The sequence below is a fragment of the Clostridium tertium genome (assembly GCF_017873245.1).
GTDB classification, from domain to species: Bacteria; Bacillota; Clostridia; order Clostridiales; family Clostridiaceae; genus Clostridium; species Clostridium tertium.
Map to the genome: position 1 here is coordinate 260,610 of NZ_JAGGJY010000002.1, position 17,066 is coordinate 277,675.

Here is a 17,066-nt window from a genome sequence, read left to right on the forward strand (position 1 = left end):
ATATTAATAAATAACTTTCAAAATTTTTCTATTACAAAATTTGTATTATGTCAATACCTTTTATGAAAAATGTTAAAATTTCTTTTGTACTTCCAACTTTAAAGTGTCTATCTCTTCTTTATTTAAAAATCTCCAAGTCCCAACTTCTAACCCCTTTGAAATTATACTTACTATCCTTATTCGTTCTAGTTTTATAACATTATAGCCAAAGGTTTTGCACATTCTTCTTATTTGCCTATTTAGCCCTTGGGTTAAAATTATACTAAATGTATTGTTATTTATTCTTTTTAATTTACATGGTCTTGTAACTGTACCTAGTATATTAACACCATTTGACATTTTAAAAATAAACTCATCATCAAAATCTTTATCTAATGTTACAATATACTCCTTTTCATGATAACTCTCCGAAGATAATATCATATTTGCAAGGTCTCCATCATTAGTCATAAGTATAATTCCTTCTGAATCTTTATCTAAACGTCCAACGGGAAATACATAATCTTTATAATTAAAAAAATCAATTATATTGTCTTTTATCTCTCTTGATGAAGTACAAATTATTCCTTTTGGCTTATTTAAAACTAAATATATCTTTTCTTTTTCTTTAACTTTCTCTCCATCTAAAAATATATCATCACTTTCTTCAACCCACTGTCCTTGCTCACATAGCTTTCCATTAACTATTATTCTTTTATCTTCAATTAATCTACTTACTTCTTTTCTTGAGCAATATCCATAATTGCTTAATAGTTTATTTATCCTCAAAGTCAAATATCCTCTCTATTTTAGAAAATTATTCTTATACCACAATATCTTATTTCAATTTTAACTATAAAATATTTAGTATAATATAAATTAATGAAATTACCTAATCATAATAACATATTTTACTTATGTATATATATAAGACTTTTCAGTAGAAATTTATAAATGTAATAAGCTAGTATAACTTTTTAAGTAAATACTAGCTTATCCTATTAGTCTTTATAACTTATCTCTTTACTTCATTCTTCAGCAATATCAATAATTGCTCAATATTAAAAAGCTCCTGATCCTCCACCTCCACCGCCTGAAAAATCACTACCACTAAAGAGAGTAGTACTATTATTGTCTATTGTTGAGCTAGGTGGATTTACTGTATTATAGGCTTTATCAGTAATGCTATTAAACATTGCTATATAGAAAAAATAATTATTCATATACATATAATTCAAATTATTAAATGAATCAATATTAAAGCTTGCTTTATCTATTATTAAATTAACAATCTCATTTAAATCATTCTCACTAATTTCTAAAGCTAATGCATAAATTATTGTTAAATCACTTAATGAATCATCATTTATATTATCAATTTTGTATATATTGTTTAAGTAATTCTTATAGGAAATCCATCTTTTCTTTTCATTATACCAACTATTTTCAAGTACATTTTTATCTTTAATTTTAATATAAAAACCTATTTTTTCTCCATCTTCTTTTACCCTAGAAATCCATTTCTCTAGATTTTTTATAAATTTATTTGCATTTCTTTTTGAAGAAACTATATTTTTTATTTCTTTCATAGAGAATTTTCCATTAGTTTCATATTCTTCAAACCAATCTATTATATATTGTAAATGACTATATTCTTGATTTTTGTTATAATCTGTTCTAGTAAATACTAAATCATTCTTTTTTTTACTAGACTTATTATTTATCTCTTCAATTGTATAATTGCCTTTATTGGCTAAATAGAATAATGTTGCAATTAGCATATTATTAGATACATTTTTTTCATCTATTAATAAATTCACTAGTCCAGGTGGAATATCTGATGGTGGCTCCATAATAAACTCTTCATTAGTAAATATATATTTTGATCTATACTCATTAACTTCCTTATTAAATTTACTTTTATTTAAAGCAAAAATCAAAGCACCTACACCTGCTCCTATAAAAATAAATACTGCTAAAATTCCAAATCCTTCATCATTTCCTTGCTCTTTATAATAATCTGTATACCCCAAATTATAATCTTCACTATTATCATCAATTGCTAATTCTTCTGCCATTGATAAGTAATCTTTTTGAAACTTCATATTTATGCCTATTAAGGTTGTTAAGCCTTTAAAGTTAATAATAATAGATTGTTCTGTATTATTTGTTATAATTTCACCGTCACCATAAATATCATAAGTTAAATTATTGATATCAAAATTTTCATCTTTTAATGAAATTTTAACTGTTCCCTCTTTAACAGACTCTATATTTTCGACATCATAAAAATTCCAATATAATTGAGAATAATTAGTGTACTTTTTAGCTGCGCCCTTTATAGTATAATTTAAATTAAACTTTTTACTTTCATTATTACTTTTACTAAAAATTTTAATCTGAGCAGAATTATAATCTCTATTTATCTGATAAGTATTATTTTCATCATTATAATCTTCTGTAATATTTATAATATTACCTGAATTATCAATAATTGAAATTCCATTTACTAAATAGTCATTTGCCCCATCTAAATTTAAATTTCTATAAATCCCATTAAAATCACCATTAAACCTATATTCAATTATTTCATTTATAACTACATCACCATTATCAAGAATCTGTGCTTCAATATTTAATTTATCAACAAAATATTCTTTAGTATTTGCGTATACACTTTTAGGTGCTATTAAAATAAATATTACCGAAAAAATTATTAATACTTTTTTCATCATTTTCTCACTCACCCTTTATTAAATTTTTAATTTAGTTCTAAAGCAATAATTTTAAAGGTTTCTATATTTACAGAAACTCAAATTAACTTTCTAATATCTCAACAAACTTCGTAGAGGCTAGTGAAAGTGGAACGCTCTTCAAATGACAAACACCAATACTTCTACTTGGAATTTCTTCTAAAGTATTAACTTCATATAACAAACCTTTTTCTAAATAATCCTTTGAGAACTCCTTTACTACACAAGCTATCCCTAAATTTATTTTCGCAAACTCTAGCAATAAATCAAAGGATCCAAGCTCAAATTCAGGTGAAATTTTAATCCCATTTGATAACATGAACTTTTCTACATACTTTCTTGAATTTGAACTAGGTTCTAGAAATATTAAAGGATACTTAACTAATTCCTCTAGAGAAATTTTTTTCTCTGATAAATCCTTATATTTTTCACCACAAACAAAAATGTCTCTAACTTCTCCACATGGTATTACTTCTAAAGATGGATCAGTAATTGGAAGGTTACAAATTGAAATATCAATCTCTCCTGATTTAATTAATGCACAAAGTTCTAGTGTGGTTCCATTTATAATTTTAAACTTTAGATTAGGATATTTATTGTGGAATATTTCTAAATATGGAAGTAAAAAATACTTAGATATAGTATCTCCTACACCAATCTTTAATTCTCCAACAGTTAAATCTTTAAATTCTAATATTTTTTCTTCTCCTACATTAATTAAATTAATTGCTGAATTTACATATTCAAATAAGAGACTTCCTTCATTAGTTAAGGTTACTCCCTTTGATGTTCTATTAAAAAGTCTAATATCTAATTCTCTTTCTAATTGCATTATAGCTTGACTCACTGCTGGTTGTGTCATGTAAAGCTCATTTGATGCTTTAGAGAAACTTTTACTTTTTCCTACCTGACAAAACACCTTATATAAATCTAATTTAGTAATCATATAAGTACTCCTTATACCATATATTCATTCTATTTATTTTACTTATATCATTTTTTGAGGTATATTACAATAGTAAGAATATTTGAAAATAAATTTAAATTGTTAGGAGAGATTATTTTGGAAAGAGTTGTTGGTACAGTTGTTAGAGGACTTCGTTGCCCAATCATTAAAGAAGGCGATAAAATTGAAGATATTGTTGTAGAAAGCGTACTTAAAGCTTCAGAAGCTGAAGGCTTTACTATAAATGATAAAGATATTGTTACTGTAACTGAATCAATAGTTGCACGTGCACAAGGAAATTATGCTTCTATAGATAATATTGCTAAGGACGTTAAAGCTAAATTTGGTGACGATACTATTGGTGTAATCTTCCCTATCTTAAGTCGTAACCGTTTTGCAATTTGCCTTCGTGGTATAGCAAAAGGAGCTAAGAAAATAGTATTAATGTTAAGCTATCCATCTGATGAGGTTGGAAATCACTTAGTTGATTTAGATATGTTAGACGATAAAGGTGTTAATCCTTGGACAGATGTTTTAACAGAACAAGAATTCCGTAATCTATTTGGATATAATAAACATCCTTTTACAGGGGTTGATTATATTGATTATTATAAATCTTTAATTCAAGAATATGGTGTTGAATGTGAAGTAATATTCTCAAACAATCCTAAAACTATCTTAAATTATACAAAGAGTGTTCTTACTTGTGATATTCATACAAGATTTAGAACTAAGAAAATTTTAAAAGCAAATGGCGGAGAAAAAATTTATAGCCTTGATAATATATTATGTGAATCTATTGATGGAAGTGGATGTAATGAAGCTTATGGATTATTAGGTTCAAACAAATCAACAGAAGAAACCGTTAAACTTTTCCCTCGTAACTGTCAACCTGTAGTTGATAATATACAAGCTATTCTTAAAGAAAAGACAGGAAAAGATGTTGAAGTTATGATTTATGGAGATGGAGCTTTCAAAGATCCAGTGGGTAAGATTTGGGAACTTGCTGACCCAGTAGTATCCCCTGCATATACATCAGGCTTAAATGGTACACCAAATGAAATAAAATTAAAATATCTTGCTGATAATAACTTTGCTGATTTAAAAGGTGAAGAACTTAAGAAAGCAATATCAGAATATATTAAAAATAAGGAATCAGATTTAGTTGGAGCTATGGAAGCCCAAGGTACTACTCCAAGAAGACTTACTGACCTTATAGGATCATTATCTGATCTAACATCAGGAAGTGGAGATAAAGGAACTCCTATTATATTCATTCAAGGTTATTTCGATAATTATACAAAGTAATAAATTTAAAAAGTCATCTACAGTGCTTTTGTACTATGTAGATGACTTTTCTTTTATAATAATAAATTATATATCTTTAATATTATATATATTTGTGAACTATTTTGCACTAAGTAAGTTTCTATTTGCTCAATAAAAAATTTCTTTTATCAGCACAAATTCAATAGCATCTTCATAAATAATATTTAATATTTTTGAAAGATAATATTTTAATCTAGTACTTTTTAGTATATATCTAATATAATAAATATAATCACTTTTATTGAGGTAAAATATGAATTTTAATGGTTGGGGAAATTTTGAAGATTTAATAAGATCTTATAGTAATAATACTACTACTAATAACAATACTAATAATAGCAATAATAATAACAATAATAATAACAATAATAATACTACTAACTGTAATGACATACCACCAAGCCCATTCCAAACCATACCACCAGAGCTTTTTGCAATAATAAGTGAAATAATTGGTAATATAATAGCTGGAAATATTCCTTTTAATGTTCAAAACCTTATTGGAAACTGGTTGGAATTAATTGGTCAAGTTATTTTAGTATTTAATGCTCAACAACAATATTTCGAATCAGGGCCAGGTAGATACTATGATCCAAAAAATTATAATATTAGTAATCCTTTTTGTAGTAATAATTCTACAAACACAAATGGCAATGATTCAAGCACCTCAACTTCTTCAAGTACTTCTAGTTCAAAAAGTAATGATATTAGCACAGCTAAAATAGAAAGTTTAGAAAAACAAATTCAGGAATTAACAAAAGAATTAAATGAAATTAAAACTTTATTAAAACAAAAATAAGAGGTAGTATCAATTCATTTTGGTACATCCTCTTATTGAAAAAACATAGTTATTAAAAATTATTTATTTACTTATTTCAAAATGAAATTGAACTAATTGTAAATAAAAAAATCCATAGTGGATTATCTGTGTTATGATTTAATCTCTAAGCAAAACTCAACACGGCGGATAATCACTATCAACTAGCCAAATAGTAACACAGAATCACGTAAAAATAAGCACTTGGATTTCAAGTAACGTATGACTATTAAAATTAGACTTAAAGATGGATTTTTAGTATATAAAATGGCAAAAGAACTAGGTATATCTATAAACACTGTTCTGAATGATCTATTATTGGCGAAAAATCAAACAATGACAATGTACTTTTAACTATTTTAGAGCATAAAACTAGATATGCTATTATTCTTGATATTGTAACTAAAACTGCTTATGTAGTTACGGATACTCTTAGTAGAGTTCGTAACTTATTTGGAGAACAATTTAAGCAAGTATTTAAGATTATAACTGGTGATAATTCTCAGAATTTGCTGATTTAGAAACAGATACAAAAGTCTATTTCACCCACCCATATTCATCTTTTAAGAAGTTATAATTATATACTATTTCTTTCTACTATTCGAAAAGGTAATATTTCTTTTTTATTAATACGTTTTGAAGATACTACAGAATCTTTTATTAATTCTAATAACATATTAGCTGCTTCTACACCTGCTGTCTTATAGTAGTAATGTACTGTTGTAAGTTTTGGATCTATAAATCTAGATATTTTCGAATCACCAATACTCATAATAGCTATATCACTTGGAATATTATAGTTATTTTCCTTTAAATACTCAATAGCACCTGCTGCAATATTATCTGTAACTGCAAATATTGCCTTTGGCTTTTCTTTAGACTTCATTAATTCCTTAGTAAGATTGTACCCACTTTCAACATTAAAGTCACCTATCTTAATAAAATCTTTTTTAATCTTTATTTTATTACTTTTCAATTCATCTAGATATCCCCTTTTTCTTTCAAAACCAACTGAAATATCCTCTTCATATACTCCTATAAAAGCTATTTCTCTATATCCTTTATTTATTATATATTTAACTACTTCTCTAGCTGCATTATAATCATCATTATATACTGATGGATATTCATCTATATTTTGAGCTACTACCACTATAGGAACAGCTATTTCATTCATAACCTTTAAATGTTCCTCTGTAACCTTCGTTGCCATAAAAATTATTCCATCTACATGATTACTTTTAAACATCTTTAAATATTCTATTTCTTTTTCTATAACAAGGTTAGTATTTGCTATCAATATATCATATCCATGAACACTTAACTCATCTGAGATTCCCTCTACAACTCTTGGAGCTGTTTCAGTGCTTATTTTAGGTACAATTACTCCTATTAAATTTGTTTTCTTAGTTCTCATACTTTGTGCTTGCCTTTGAGGTCTAAATCCTGTTTTTTCTATAGCAATCTTTATCTTTTCATTAGCTTCTTCACTTACATAGCCATTATTAAAATATCTAGATACAGTTGATTTTGAAACTCCTGCTATTTTAGCAAATTCTATTATATTCATATTCATCACCTAAATTCACTTTTTTTCAGTAAACATAAGTATTTTAACCTATGTTACTAATCTCTATAAAACATAATTCTATTATAAAGAGTATATTAAAATAAGGCAATGAAAGTGTTTTTTTCATTACCTTATACATAATAAATAAAATACTAGTTAATTATTTTATTTATTACTCCTATTATCAAACTTTAAACATATTTATAAACTACAGCCTCATACGGTCTAAGTTTTATCTGTGAATTTAATACATCATTTTCATTGTAATTTGATATTAATACGTATGCGTCTCTAGATTCAAATTCTTCACCTAAATCTATAGTAATATCATTACCATAAAAATTGCAAGCTACAAGTAACTTTTCATCATTATAACTTCTAGTATAAACAAACGCTTCTTTGTGATCTTTTAATAATAATTCAAAAGCTCCATATTTAATAATGTCCTCTTTTTTTCTTAATTTTATTAACTTTTTGTAGTATTCAAAAATTGAATCCTCTCTATTCATATCTTTTTCTACATTTATATATTTATAATTTTCATTTATACCAATCCAAGGTTTTGCCGTTGTGAATCCAGCATTTTTACTTCCATCCCATTGCATAGGTGTTCTTGCATTATCTCTTCCTTTTGCATATAATGACTCCATTACTTCCTTTTCTGAATACCCTAATGCTATTCTTTCCTTATACATATTTAAGCCTTCTATATCATTATAATCATTTATTGATGGAAACTTTACATTTGTCATCCCTATTTCTTCACCTTGATACACATAAGGAGTCCCTTTTTGCATATGTAACATAGTTGCTAACATTTTTGCTGACTCTACCCTATACTCTTTATCATTTCCCCATCTTGAAACCATTCTTGGCAAATCATGATTGTTTCCAAATAAACTATTCCAACCTTTATCATGTAATTCAACCTGCCACTTTCTAAAAGTATCCTTAAAAGCTATAAAATCAAGAGGTGCTAAATCCCATTTTCTTTTCCCTTGCTTTTTATCTAGTGATATAACTTCAAATTGAAAAACCATACTAAGTTCATTTCTATTTGGATCACTATATAACTTAGCTATCTCTGGTGTTGCTCCCCAGGTCTCTCCTACTGTTAATACATCATATTTTCCAAAGGTTTCTCTGTACATTTCTTGTATATAATAATGTAGCTTAGGCCCATTTTGAGTTATTAGTTTATCTGGCTCTTTTCCTATTAAATCTATAACATCCATTCTGAATCCCTTTATTCCAAGTTCTAGCCAGAAATTCATCATTTTATATATTTCTTTCCTTAAAGTCTCATTTTCCCAATTTAAATCAGGTTGTCTTTTATCATGAAGATGTAGGTAGTATTGTCCTGTTGTTTCTTCTAACGTCCATGCACTTCCACCAAAATTTGATTTTAATTCATTTGGAACTCTACCATCTACAGCATCTCTCCAAACAAAGAAATCTCTATATGGATTTTCTTTGCTTTTTCTCGCTTCTTTAAACCACATATGTTCATCTGAGGTATGATTAACTACTAAATCCATAATTATTTTTATACCTCTAAGCTCTGCTTCTTTTATTAGATTTTTCATATCCTCCATAGTTCCAAACTCATCCATTATGTCACAATAATCACTTATATCGTATCCATTATCTACATTAGGAGATTTATAAACAGGACTTAACCAAATAACATCTATCCCTAACTCCTTTAAGTAATCAAGTTTGGATATTATTCCATTTATATCACCTATACCATCATTATTACTATCCATGAAACTACGTGGATAAACCTGATAAACTACTGAATCATGCCACCATCTCTTTTCCATAAAAGTCATCTCCTAGAAAGTTATTTATTTTTTTGCTATCATTTTATTAACTTCTTCTATAGTTGGTAATGCTCCAATTGCACCTTTTTTAGATACCGTTACTGCTGCTGTTGCATTTGCAAAAACAAGAATTTCTTTTTTCTCTTCTTCACTTAAATCTACTAAATCATTAATAGTTAAATTGTTAGATGAAATTTTATATAACACAGATCCTACAAATGAATCCCCAGCTCCTGTAGTATCCTCTACTTTAACCTTATATGATGGTGCAAATGAGATATTATTTTTAGTAATAAAATCTGCTCCATTTGTCCCCTTTGTATATATTACCACTTTCACATTCCCAGTAAATAATGATTCTAATGCCTTATTTTCATCCTTTATTCCTGTAATAAATTCTAATTCTTCATCACTTACTTTAAGTATATTTGCCATTGGTATAAACTCTAAAATTGCTTCTCTGCATTTTTCTGATGTTTCCCACAATGGTAATCTAATATTTGGATCAAAACTTATTATGCAATTGTTTTTTGTAGCATATTCTATAGCCTTTTTATGTGCTCTCTTTATTGGTGCATCTATTAAGCTTACAGAACAAAAATGCAGAACATCTCCTGAAATAAAATCCTCTTCTTTTATTTCTTCAGCTGTTAATAACATATCTGCACTTGGATTTCTATAAAATGAAAAATCTCTTTCTCCATCTTCCTTTAAGGATACAAATGCTAATGCTGTATTTGCTTCCTTTGTTCTTAATATCCCTGATACATCAACACCTAACGCCTCAACTGTATCGATTATTATATCTCCAAATGCATCTTCCCCAAGTTTTGTTAACATCTTACCATTACCACCAAGCTTACACACTGCAGCTACCACATTTAATGGTGCTCCTCCTGGTACTCTTAAAAAGTTATCTACATTCTTTAATTTTCTTCCTTTTTCATGTGGAATAAAATCTATTAACGCTTCACCTATTGCTATAACTTTACTCACTATATATCACTCCTATTTTTCATTAATGCTCCATATATCTGCACTTATACTACATTTTTTAGTAGCAAAGAACTTTATTCCCCTGCTTTCCTTAGATGGGAATATTCTTGAAGTTAATACCTTTTCTCCATCGTTTATAAACACTTCAATTGATGAAGTATCAACAAATATTCTTAACTTTAATGTTTTGCAAGTTATATCTACGCTACGAGTTGTTCCCCATTCTAGTGCAAATTCTTCTCCTGACTTACTTCTATCAATCGTTAATTTATTATTATCTATATCATATGAAATAACTGTTTCCTCATTTTCCGATACTCTTAACTTTAAACCTAATTTTCCAGATTCAAAGTCCTTTATTTCACAGTTTAATTCATATTGTTCACCATGAAATTCATCAAAAGATTTTTCTGTAGCTTCTATTTTTTCATTTAAGCTTCTATGATTACTTCTTAATTTTTCTAACTCCTTAATAGGTGTTTGAATTAATCTATCTTTATTTAACTTTAATTCGCGAGGTAATGTTAAGCAATGTGCCCAACCATTTTTATCAGTTGGATAATCTATCTCTGGTAGACCCATCCAACCAATTAGAATTCTTCTTCCATCTGGATCTTCAGTTGTTTGTGGTGCATAAAAGTCAAATCCATTATCAAGTTCTACGAACTCTCCATGATTAAATTCACCTGTATTTAAATCTAACTTTTCTCCTACTATATAACCAGATTGATAAATATTAGCATATTTATCACCTTCCTTATCTAATCCCTGTGGTGAAAATATAATAACCCCTTTATTATCCAGCTCTAAATAATCAGGACATTCCCACATAAATCCAAAATTATCTAATGAAGTCTTTACTTCTCCTCTGTATTCCCAATTAATTAAATCCTTTGATTTATAATAAACTATTCTTCCTTTAAACTCATTATTTTGAATACCAACTACTAAATAAAACTCTCCATTTACTTTAAATACCTTTGGATCTCTAAAATGATCTGTATATCCTTCTGGTATTGTGCTTATTATAGGTTCTTTATGTTTTACAATATTATTTTCTTTATCCATTATTGCTAAACATTGATAAGGAACTCTATTCCAGTTTTCATCTCTAGTATTTCCTGTGTAAAATAAATAAAGTTTATCATTATCTACTATTCCTGAGCCTGAAAAAGCACCATGCGAATCAAACCAATCTCCTGGCTCTATTCCAATCCCATGATTTTCCCAATTAACTAAATCTGTTGATGATGTATGATACCAATACTTTAATCCGTGAACTGGACCTAATGGAAACCACTGATAAAACAATTGATATTTTCCGTTATAAAATGAAAATCCATTGGGATCATTTAGCAATCCTGTTGGAGGCTGTATATGATACATTTGACGAAATGGACATTCTTTTACCTTTTTATTTAGTTCAAATATTTCTTCTTTTTTTGCTTCTTCTATTTTTCTATATCTCTTTTCTCTAGACCACTCTATCATAGTGACTCCTCCTTAATTATAATTCATTAATTGCTTTCTTTATAATTAAAGTATTATAGGGACTAGATATTTAATTTTCTAGATCCCTAATACTTATATATATTTATTTTTATGCTACTTCAATTTCACTGTTAAATTTCTTCATTCTTGAAAATACTACTGTCATCACAAATGTTACTGCAAATGAAATTGCCATACCTATTATATATTGAATCATTGATTGTGGTCTTATTGCTATAATTCCTGGTAATCCAGCAGGTCCTTGTGAAACAGCTAATACATTAGCAAATGTTGTATATGCTGTTGAAACTGCTGCACCTATCATTGCTGCATAGAATGGATAGCGTAGCTTTAAGTTTACCCCAAACATTGCTGGTTCTGTAATTCCTAATAATGCTGATATCCCTGAAGCTGATGCAACACCTTTCATTTTAGCATCTTTGTTTGTAAAGAATACTCCTAGAGATGCTGCTCCTTGTGAAATGTTTGACATTGCTGCAACTGTGAATATAAATGTTCCACCTGTAACTGCCACATCCGCTAAAAGTTGAGTTTCTACCGCCATAAAGATGTGATGCATTCCAGTAACAACAACTGGTGCATAAAGACCTCCAAATATTGCTCCACCTATTGGTCCTAATGTATTATATAAGAACATAATACCATCTGTTAATAAATTACCAGCACCACGCATAACTGGGCCTACTACTACGAATGTTAAAATACCTGTAATAAATACTGCAAATAATGGAGTTAGTAAGTTATCTAAAACTGATGGTATAACTTTACGTAATCCCTTTTCAGTTTTTGCTAATATATAAGTTGCTGCAAGTACTGGAAATACTGTTCCTTGGTAACCAACCTTCTCTATACTAAAACCTAATATATTCCAAGCTGGAATCGTTCCTTCAAATAACGAAGATCCATATCCCCATCCATTTAACAAATCTGGATGAACCATAAGCATAGCTATTACAGCACCTAAATATTGATTAGCACCAAATATTTTTGCTGCTGAGAACCCAATTAATACTGGCAAAAATACAAACGATGTATTAGCAAAAGTATTTATCAAACTTGCTAAATCAGCAATTTGTGGATACGCCTCAACAAGTGACATACCTTCAATAAATAACCCTGATGAAGTTAATATGTTATTTATACCCATTAACAAACCACCAGCCACTATTGCTGGTATTATTGGTACAAATATATCTGCTAAACTTTTTAAGGCTCTTTGAAGTGGATTTAATTTTGTTTCTGCCACTTTTTTAAGCTCTGATTTACTAGTTTCAGATATATTAGCTATCTTAATAAATTCAGCATAAACCTCATCAACAATTCCTGCACCTAAAATTATTTGGAATTGTCCTGCATTTAAGAAATTTCCTTTAACTAAATCTATAGTTTCAAGAGTTTTCATATCTACCTTTGATTGATCATTTAAAACTACTCTTAATCTTGTAGCGCAGTGAGCTGCACTAACAATGTTATCTTTTCCGCCTAATACTTCTAGTATTTCAGCAGCTGCCTTTGAATATTTTTTAGTCATTCTTCTTCCCCCTAAATCAAGGTATCGTTCCCACAATACTTAAATTTTTATTTGTTAAATAATTATTTTACCAAATCATTGATATCATTACATAGTTTATATTTTGTAAGGTATCGTTCCCACATTTCCAAAACCATGTAACCTTTTTCACGAGTTCATTTTACAATATTTTTTCTGTTTTGTCTATACCCTTTCAATATTTTTTGTAATTGTTATCAAAAATTATTCTATTTACCTCATAATTATTGTTATTATTTCTGAATTCTCCTGGTGATACACCTATGTTCTTCTTAAATACCTTACTAAAATAATTTCCACAAGAAAATCCCACTTCCCTTGCAACAGTATCTATTCCCATATCATTTGCAAGTAATAATAACTCCATTGATTTTTTCAGCCTAGTCTTCATAATATAATTACCTGGGGTTAGCCCTATTTGTTCTTGAAATTTTCTAGTTAAATAATATTTTGATAAATGAACTTCTGAGCTTATTTCATCTAAAGTAATAGGCTTATTATAATTTTTATCTATATATTTTTTACAGTTTTCTATTTTTGAATCTGTACTTTTATCCTTTTGTTCTTGATAAAACTCATTTATTAATTCCATAACTAATTGATAAGCATAACTTGAGCATTGATATACATTTTGTATGTTATCAGTTATTGCGTCTTTATAAAAATTCCACATAAGCTTTATAAAATATGAATTCTTATCTACTGAAAAAATGTTTCCCTTAAGATTATAAATTTTATGAAAAAATGGTACTGCTTCTTTTGAAAATTCTATATATACAACTTCCCAAAAACTCGAATTACTAGGAAGCCTATAACAATGTTCTCCTGGAATCTCTATCACAAAAGCATCCCCTGGTTTTAATCTATGTATCTCTCCTTCAATTTCGATTTCTCCCTCACCACTTAATGTATATTGAAATAAGCAATATTCTCCACTTCTATTTCTATTATCCCAAATGTAGTTACTGTCCTTATTATTTTGCCAACCTATTCCCTTTATCATAATCAAAGGTGTAGATGCTACAAACTTAAAGCCTATAGATGTTGCCCTTAAATCACTTAGCAATATATTACCCTCCTATTTCTTTTTTACTCTTGTTATATTAATTATCATTTAATATTATTAAATCATACTAAAAAGTTTCAATAAAGGAGTTTTTAAAATGGCTATTATTTTTGATTCAAAAAATAGAATCTTTCATTTACAGGGAAAAAACACAAGCTATATAATTCAAATTATAAGGGATGGATATTTAGCTCATTTATACTGGGGAGCTAAAATAAAACATTATAATGGAAGTAATCCAATTGCTTTTATAGATAGAGGTTTTTCACCTAATCCAGACCCTTTAGATAGAACATTTTCACTTGATACTATCCCATGCGAATATCCTGCATATGGAAATGGTGATTTTAGAATTCCAGCATATCAACTTCAACTTGAAAATGGCTCTACCGTTACTGATTTACGTTACAAATCTCATAAAATTTATAGTGGCAAACCAACTTTAGAAGGATTACCTTGTACATATACTTTAGATATTAATGATGCTGAAACCTTAGAGATCACTTTAGAAGATACATTAATTGGTTTAAGGGCTACTTTAATATACACCGTATTTAATAATTTTAATGTAATTTCTCGTTCTGTTCGTTTCTACAATAACGGAAATGAAGATTTAAAACTTCTTAGGGCTCTAAGTGCTAGTGTTGACTTCCGTGATAATGAATTTGAAATTATTACATTATATGGTTCACACACAAATGAAAAAAATATTGCAAGAAGACCTATAGTTTCAGGGATTCAAATGGTAGATAGCTGTCGTGGTGCCAGTAGCCCTCAACAAGCTCCATTTTTAGCTTTAGTTAGAAAAAATACCACTGAAGATACTGGAGAAGTTTATTCTTTCAACTTAGTCTATTCAGGTAATTTTACAGCTCAAACTCAACTAGATCCTTATGGTAATACTAGAGTAAATATTGGTATAAATCCATTTGATTTTAGTTGGCTTTTAGAACCTAATGAGTCATTTCAAACACCTGAAGTAATTATGACTTATTCATCTAACGGTTTAGGAGAGATGTCAAAAACATATCATGATTTATATACTACTCGTTTATGTCGTGGTAAGTTTAAGAATAAAGTACGCCCAATACTTATTAATAATTGGGAAGCAACTTATTTTGATTTTAATGCAGAAAAAATCAAGAAAATTATAAAGGCAGGTAAAGAACTTGGAATGGAGCTGTTTGTTTTAGATGATGGGTGGTTTGGAAAGAGAAACAACGACTTATCTTCTCTTGGAGATTGGATTGTTGATAAAGTTAAACTTCCTAATGGATTGGAAGAATTAGTAGATTATACTGCTAGTTTAGGAATGGAGTTTGGATTATGGTTCGAACCTGAAATGATTTCTGAAAACAGTGATTTATTTAGATCTAATCCTGACTGGTGCCTTCATGTTCCTAACAGAAAACCTACTGTCGGAAGAAACCAATTAGTTTTAGACTTATCCAGAAAAGAAGTATGTGATTATTTGATAGATTCTTTATCATCTATACTTTCAAATAATAAAATTACTTATGTTAAATGGGATATGAACCGCCATATGACTGATATTGGTTCTTCAGCTTTACCATCTGAAAGACAACGTGAAACTACTCACCGATATATGTTAGGACTCTATTATATATTAGAAACTCTTACTTCTAAGTTCCCTAATATTCTTTTTGAGAGTTGCTCTAGTGGTGGTGGCCGTTTTGATGCAGGAATGCTTTACTACATGCCTCAAACTTGGACTAGTGATAATACTGATGCTATATGTAGATTGAAAATACAGTATGGAACAAGTTTAGTTTATCCTCCAATAACAATGGGTTCACACGTATCAACATCACCTAATCATCAAGTAGGTAGAATAACACCTCTTGAAACTAGAGGGCATGTAGCTATGTCTGGTAACTTTGGATATGAATTAGATTTAACCTCTCTTTCTTATGAAGAAAAAGAACTTATAAAGGAACAAATTTCTGTTTATAAAGAAATACGTAATATAATACAATTTGGCACTTTCCACAGAGTACTTTCCCCATTCGATCTTAATGAAGCTGCTTGGAATTTTGTATCTAAAACCCAAGAAGAATTTGTAGCATTCTACTTTAAGATATTATCAGAACCTGGTACCTCAATTAGAATAATAAAATTCAAAGGTCTAAATGCAGATTTCTTATATAAGAACCTTGAAACTTCAGAAATTTTTGCTGGAGATGAACTTATGAATGTAGGTATAACTATTCCTAGAGTAAAAAAAGATTTTATTAGTAAGATGTGGAGATTTAAAGTTATTAAGCCTTAAATCTAATAAAGATTACTATTGTTCTAATGAAATTAATTGGCTATTGCACTAAAAATAGTTCAACCTATATTTTTTAATAAATAACCCTCGACAACGTATTCCTGTATCGTCGAGGGTTTTAATGATTTTTTATATAGTAACTCCAACTTCTTCAAGTGCTTCCAGCTCCAAAAATAATGATATTAGCATAGCTAAAATAGAAAGTTTAGAAAAACAAATTCAGGAATTAACAAAAGAATTAAATGAAATTAAAACTTTATTAAAACAAAAATAAGAGGTAGTATCAATTCATTTTGGTACATCCTCTTATTGAAAAAAACATAGTTATTAAAAATTATTTTGTTTAAAAATACTCGAATCTAAAATGATCTCTAAATTCCTTTTAAAAATATCTATTAAACCATTAAATAACTATTTATAATGCCATTTTCAA

The 17,066-nt window shown here is 28.3% G+C and carries 13 protein-coding genes and 1 pseudogene; 5 read left to right on the top strand and 9 right to left on the bottom strand.

Annotated features, from left to right (window positions below):
- Nucleotides 1-72 precede the first annotated feature (72 nt).
- The 3 genes from J2Z25_RS04175 to J2Z25_RS04185 form a co-directional block, all read right to left on the bottom strand.
- Complete coding sequence (locus J2Z25_RS04175) at nucleotides 73-768, bottom strand: pseudouridine synthase (protein ID WP_209738571.1); 696 nt, start codon at nucleotides 766-768, stop codon at nucleotides 73-75.
- Between the two features lie 272 nt (nucleotides 769-1,040).
- Complete coding sequence (locus tag J2Z25_RS04180) at nucleotides 1,041-2,714, bottom strand: DUF2207 domain-containing protein (protein WP_209738572.1); 1,674 nt, start codon at nucleotides 2,712-2,714, stop codon at nucleotides 1,041-1,043.
- An 82-nt stretch (nucleotides 2,715-2,796) separates the two neighbouring features.
- Nucleotides 2,797-3,678 carry a LysR family transcriptional regulator gene (locus tag J2Z25_RS04185; protein WP_209738574.1) on the bottom strand — a complete coding sequence of 294 codons (882 nt, stop codon included), beginning with the start codon at nucleotides 3,676-3,678 and terminating at the stop codon, nucleotides 2,797-2,799.
- Nucleotides 3,679-3,795: 117 nt separating this feature from the next.
- On the opposite strand from J2Z25_RS04185, the gene J2Z25_RS04190 reads away from it, so the two are divergent.
- The 3 genes and pseudogenes from J2Z25_RS04190 to J2Z25_RS18955 form a co-directional block, all read left to right on the top strand.
- A complete protein-coding gene (locus tag J2Z25_RS04190; protein ID WP_209738576.1) occupies nucleotides 3,796-4,986 on the top strand; it encodes a coenzyme F420-0:L-glutamate ligase in 1,191 nt (396 codons plus the stop codon).
- Between the two features lie 274 nt (nucleotides 4,987-5,260).
- The gene (locus tag J2Z25_RS04195) at nucleotides 5,261-5,806 is read left to right on the top strand and encodes a hypothetical protein (protein WP_209738578.1); all 546 of its coding nucleotides are present in this window, start codon (nucleotides 5,261-5,263) and stop codon (nucleotides 5,804-5,806) included.
- Between the two features lie 482 nt (nucleotides 5,807-6,288).
- A pseudogene (locus tag J2Z25_RS18955) lies at nucleotides 6,289-6,395 on the top strand (IS30 family transposase); the annotation flags it as partial.
- Between the two features lie 6 nt (nucleotides 6,396-6,401).
- Here the strand turns inward: J2Z25_RS18955 and J2Z25_RS04200 are convergent.
- The 6 genes from J2Z25_RS04200 to J2Z25_RS04225 all read right to left on the bottom strand — a co-directional run bounded on the left by J2Z25_RS04200 (nucleotide 6,402) and on the right by J2Z25_RS04225 (nucleotide 14,343).
- Nucleotides 6,402-7,394 carry a LacI family DNA-binding transcriptional regulator gene (locus J2Z25_RS04200; protein WP_245173059.1) on the bottom strand — a complete coding sequence of 331 codons (993 nt, stop codon included), beginning with the start codon at nucleotides 7,392-7,394 and terminating at the stop codon, nucleotides 6,402-6,404.
- A 191-nt stretch (nucleotides 7,395-7,585) separates the two neighbouring features.
- A complete protein-coding gene (locus tag J2Z25_RS04205) occupies nucleotides 7,586-9,220 on the bottom strand; it encodes a glycoside hydrolase family 13 protein (RefSeq protein ID WP_209738582.1) in 1,635 nt (544 codons plus the stop codon).
- A gap of 24 nt (nucleotides 9,221-9,244) precedes the next feature.
- Nucleotides 9,245-10,216: a carbohydrate kinase family protein gene (locus J2Z25_RS04210; protein ID WP_209738584.1), complete on the bottom strand. Its 972-nt coding sequence runs from the start codon at nucleotides 10,214-10,216 to the stop codon at nucleotides 9,245-9,247.
- Nucleotides 10,217-10,228: 12 nt separating this feature from the next.
- Nucleotides 10,229-11,707 carry a glycoside hydrolase family 32 protein gene (locus J2Z25_RS04215; RefSeq protein WP_209738585.1) on the bottom strand — a complete coding sequence of 493 codons (1,479 nt, stop codon included), beginning with the start codon at nucleotides 11,705-11,707 and terminating at the stop codon, nucleotides 10,229-10,231.
- 109 nt (nucleotides 11,708-11,816) lie between these two features.
- On the bottom strand, nucleotides 11,817-13,259 hold the full coding sequence (locus J2Z25_RS04220) for a sucrose-specific PTS transporter subunit IIBC (RefSeq protein WP_209738587.1): 1,443 nt from the start codon (nucleotides 13,257-13,259) through the stop codon (nucleotides 11,817-11,819).
- Between the two features lie 193 nt (nucleotides 13,260-13,452).
- On the bottom strand, nucleotides 13,453-14,343 hold the full coding sequence (locus tag J2Z25_RS04225; RefSeq protein ID WP_209738589.1) for a helix-turn-helix transcriptional regulator: 891 nt from the start codon (nucleotides 14,341-14,343) through the stop codon (nucleotides 13,453-13,455).
- A 97-nt stretch (nucleotides 14,344-14,440) separates the two neighbouring features.
- On the opposite strand from J2Z25_RS04225, the gene J2Z25_RS04230 reads away from it, so the two are divergent.
- Together J2Z25_RS04230 and J2Z25_RS04235 are read left to right on the top strand one after the other, a co-directional pair.
- A complete protein-coding gene (locus J2Z25_RS04230) occupies nucleotides 14,441-16,633 on the top strand; it encodes an alpha-galactosidase (RefSeq protein WP_209738591.1) in 2,193 nt (730 codons plus the stop codon).
- Nucleotides 16,634-16,754: 121 nt separating this feature from the next.
- Nucleotides 16,755-16,907: a FlxA-like family protein gene (locus J2Z25_RS04235; RefSeq protein ID WP_209738593.1), complete on the top strand. Its 153-nt coding sequence runs from the start codon at nucleotides 16,755-16,757 to the stop codon at nucleotides 16,905-16,907.
- The last annotated feature ends 159 nt before the right edge of the window (nucleotides 16,908-17,066 follow it).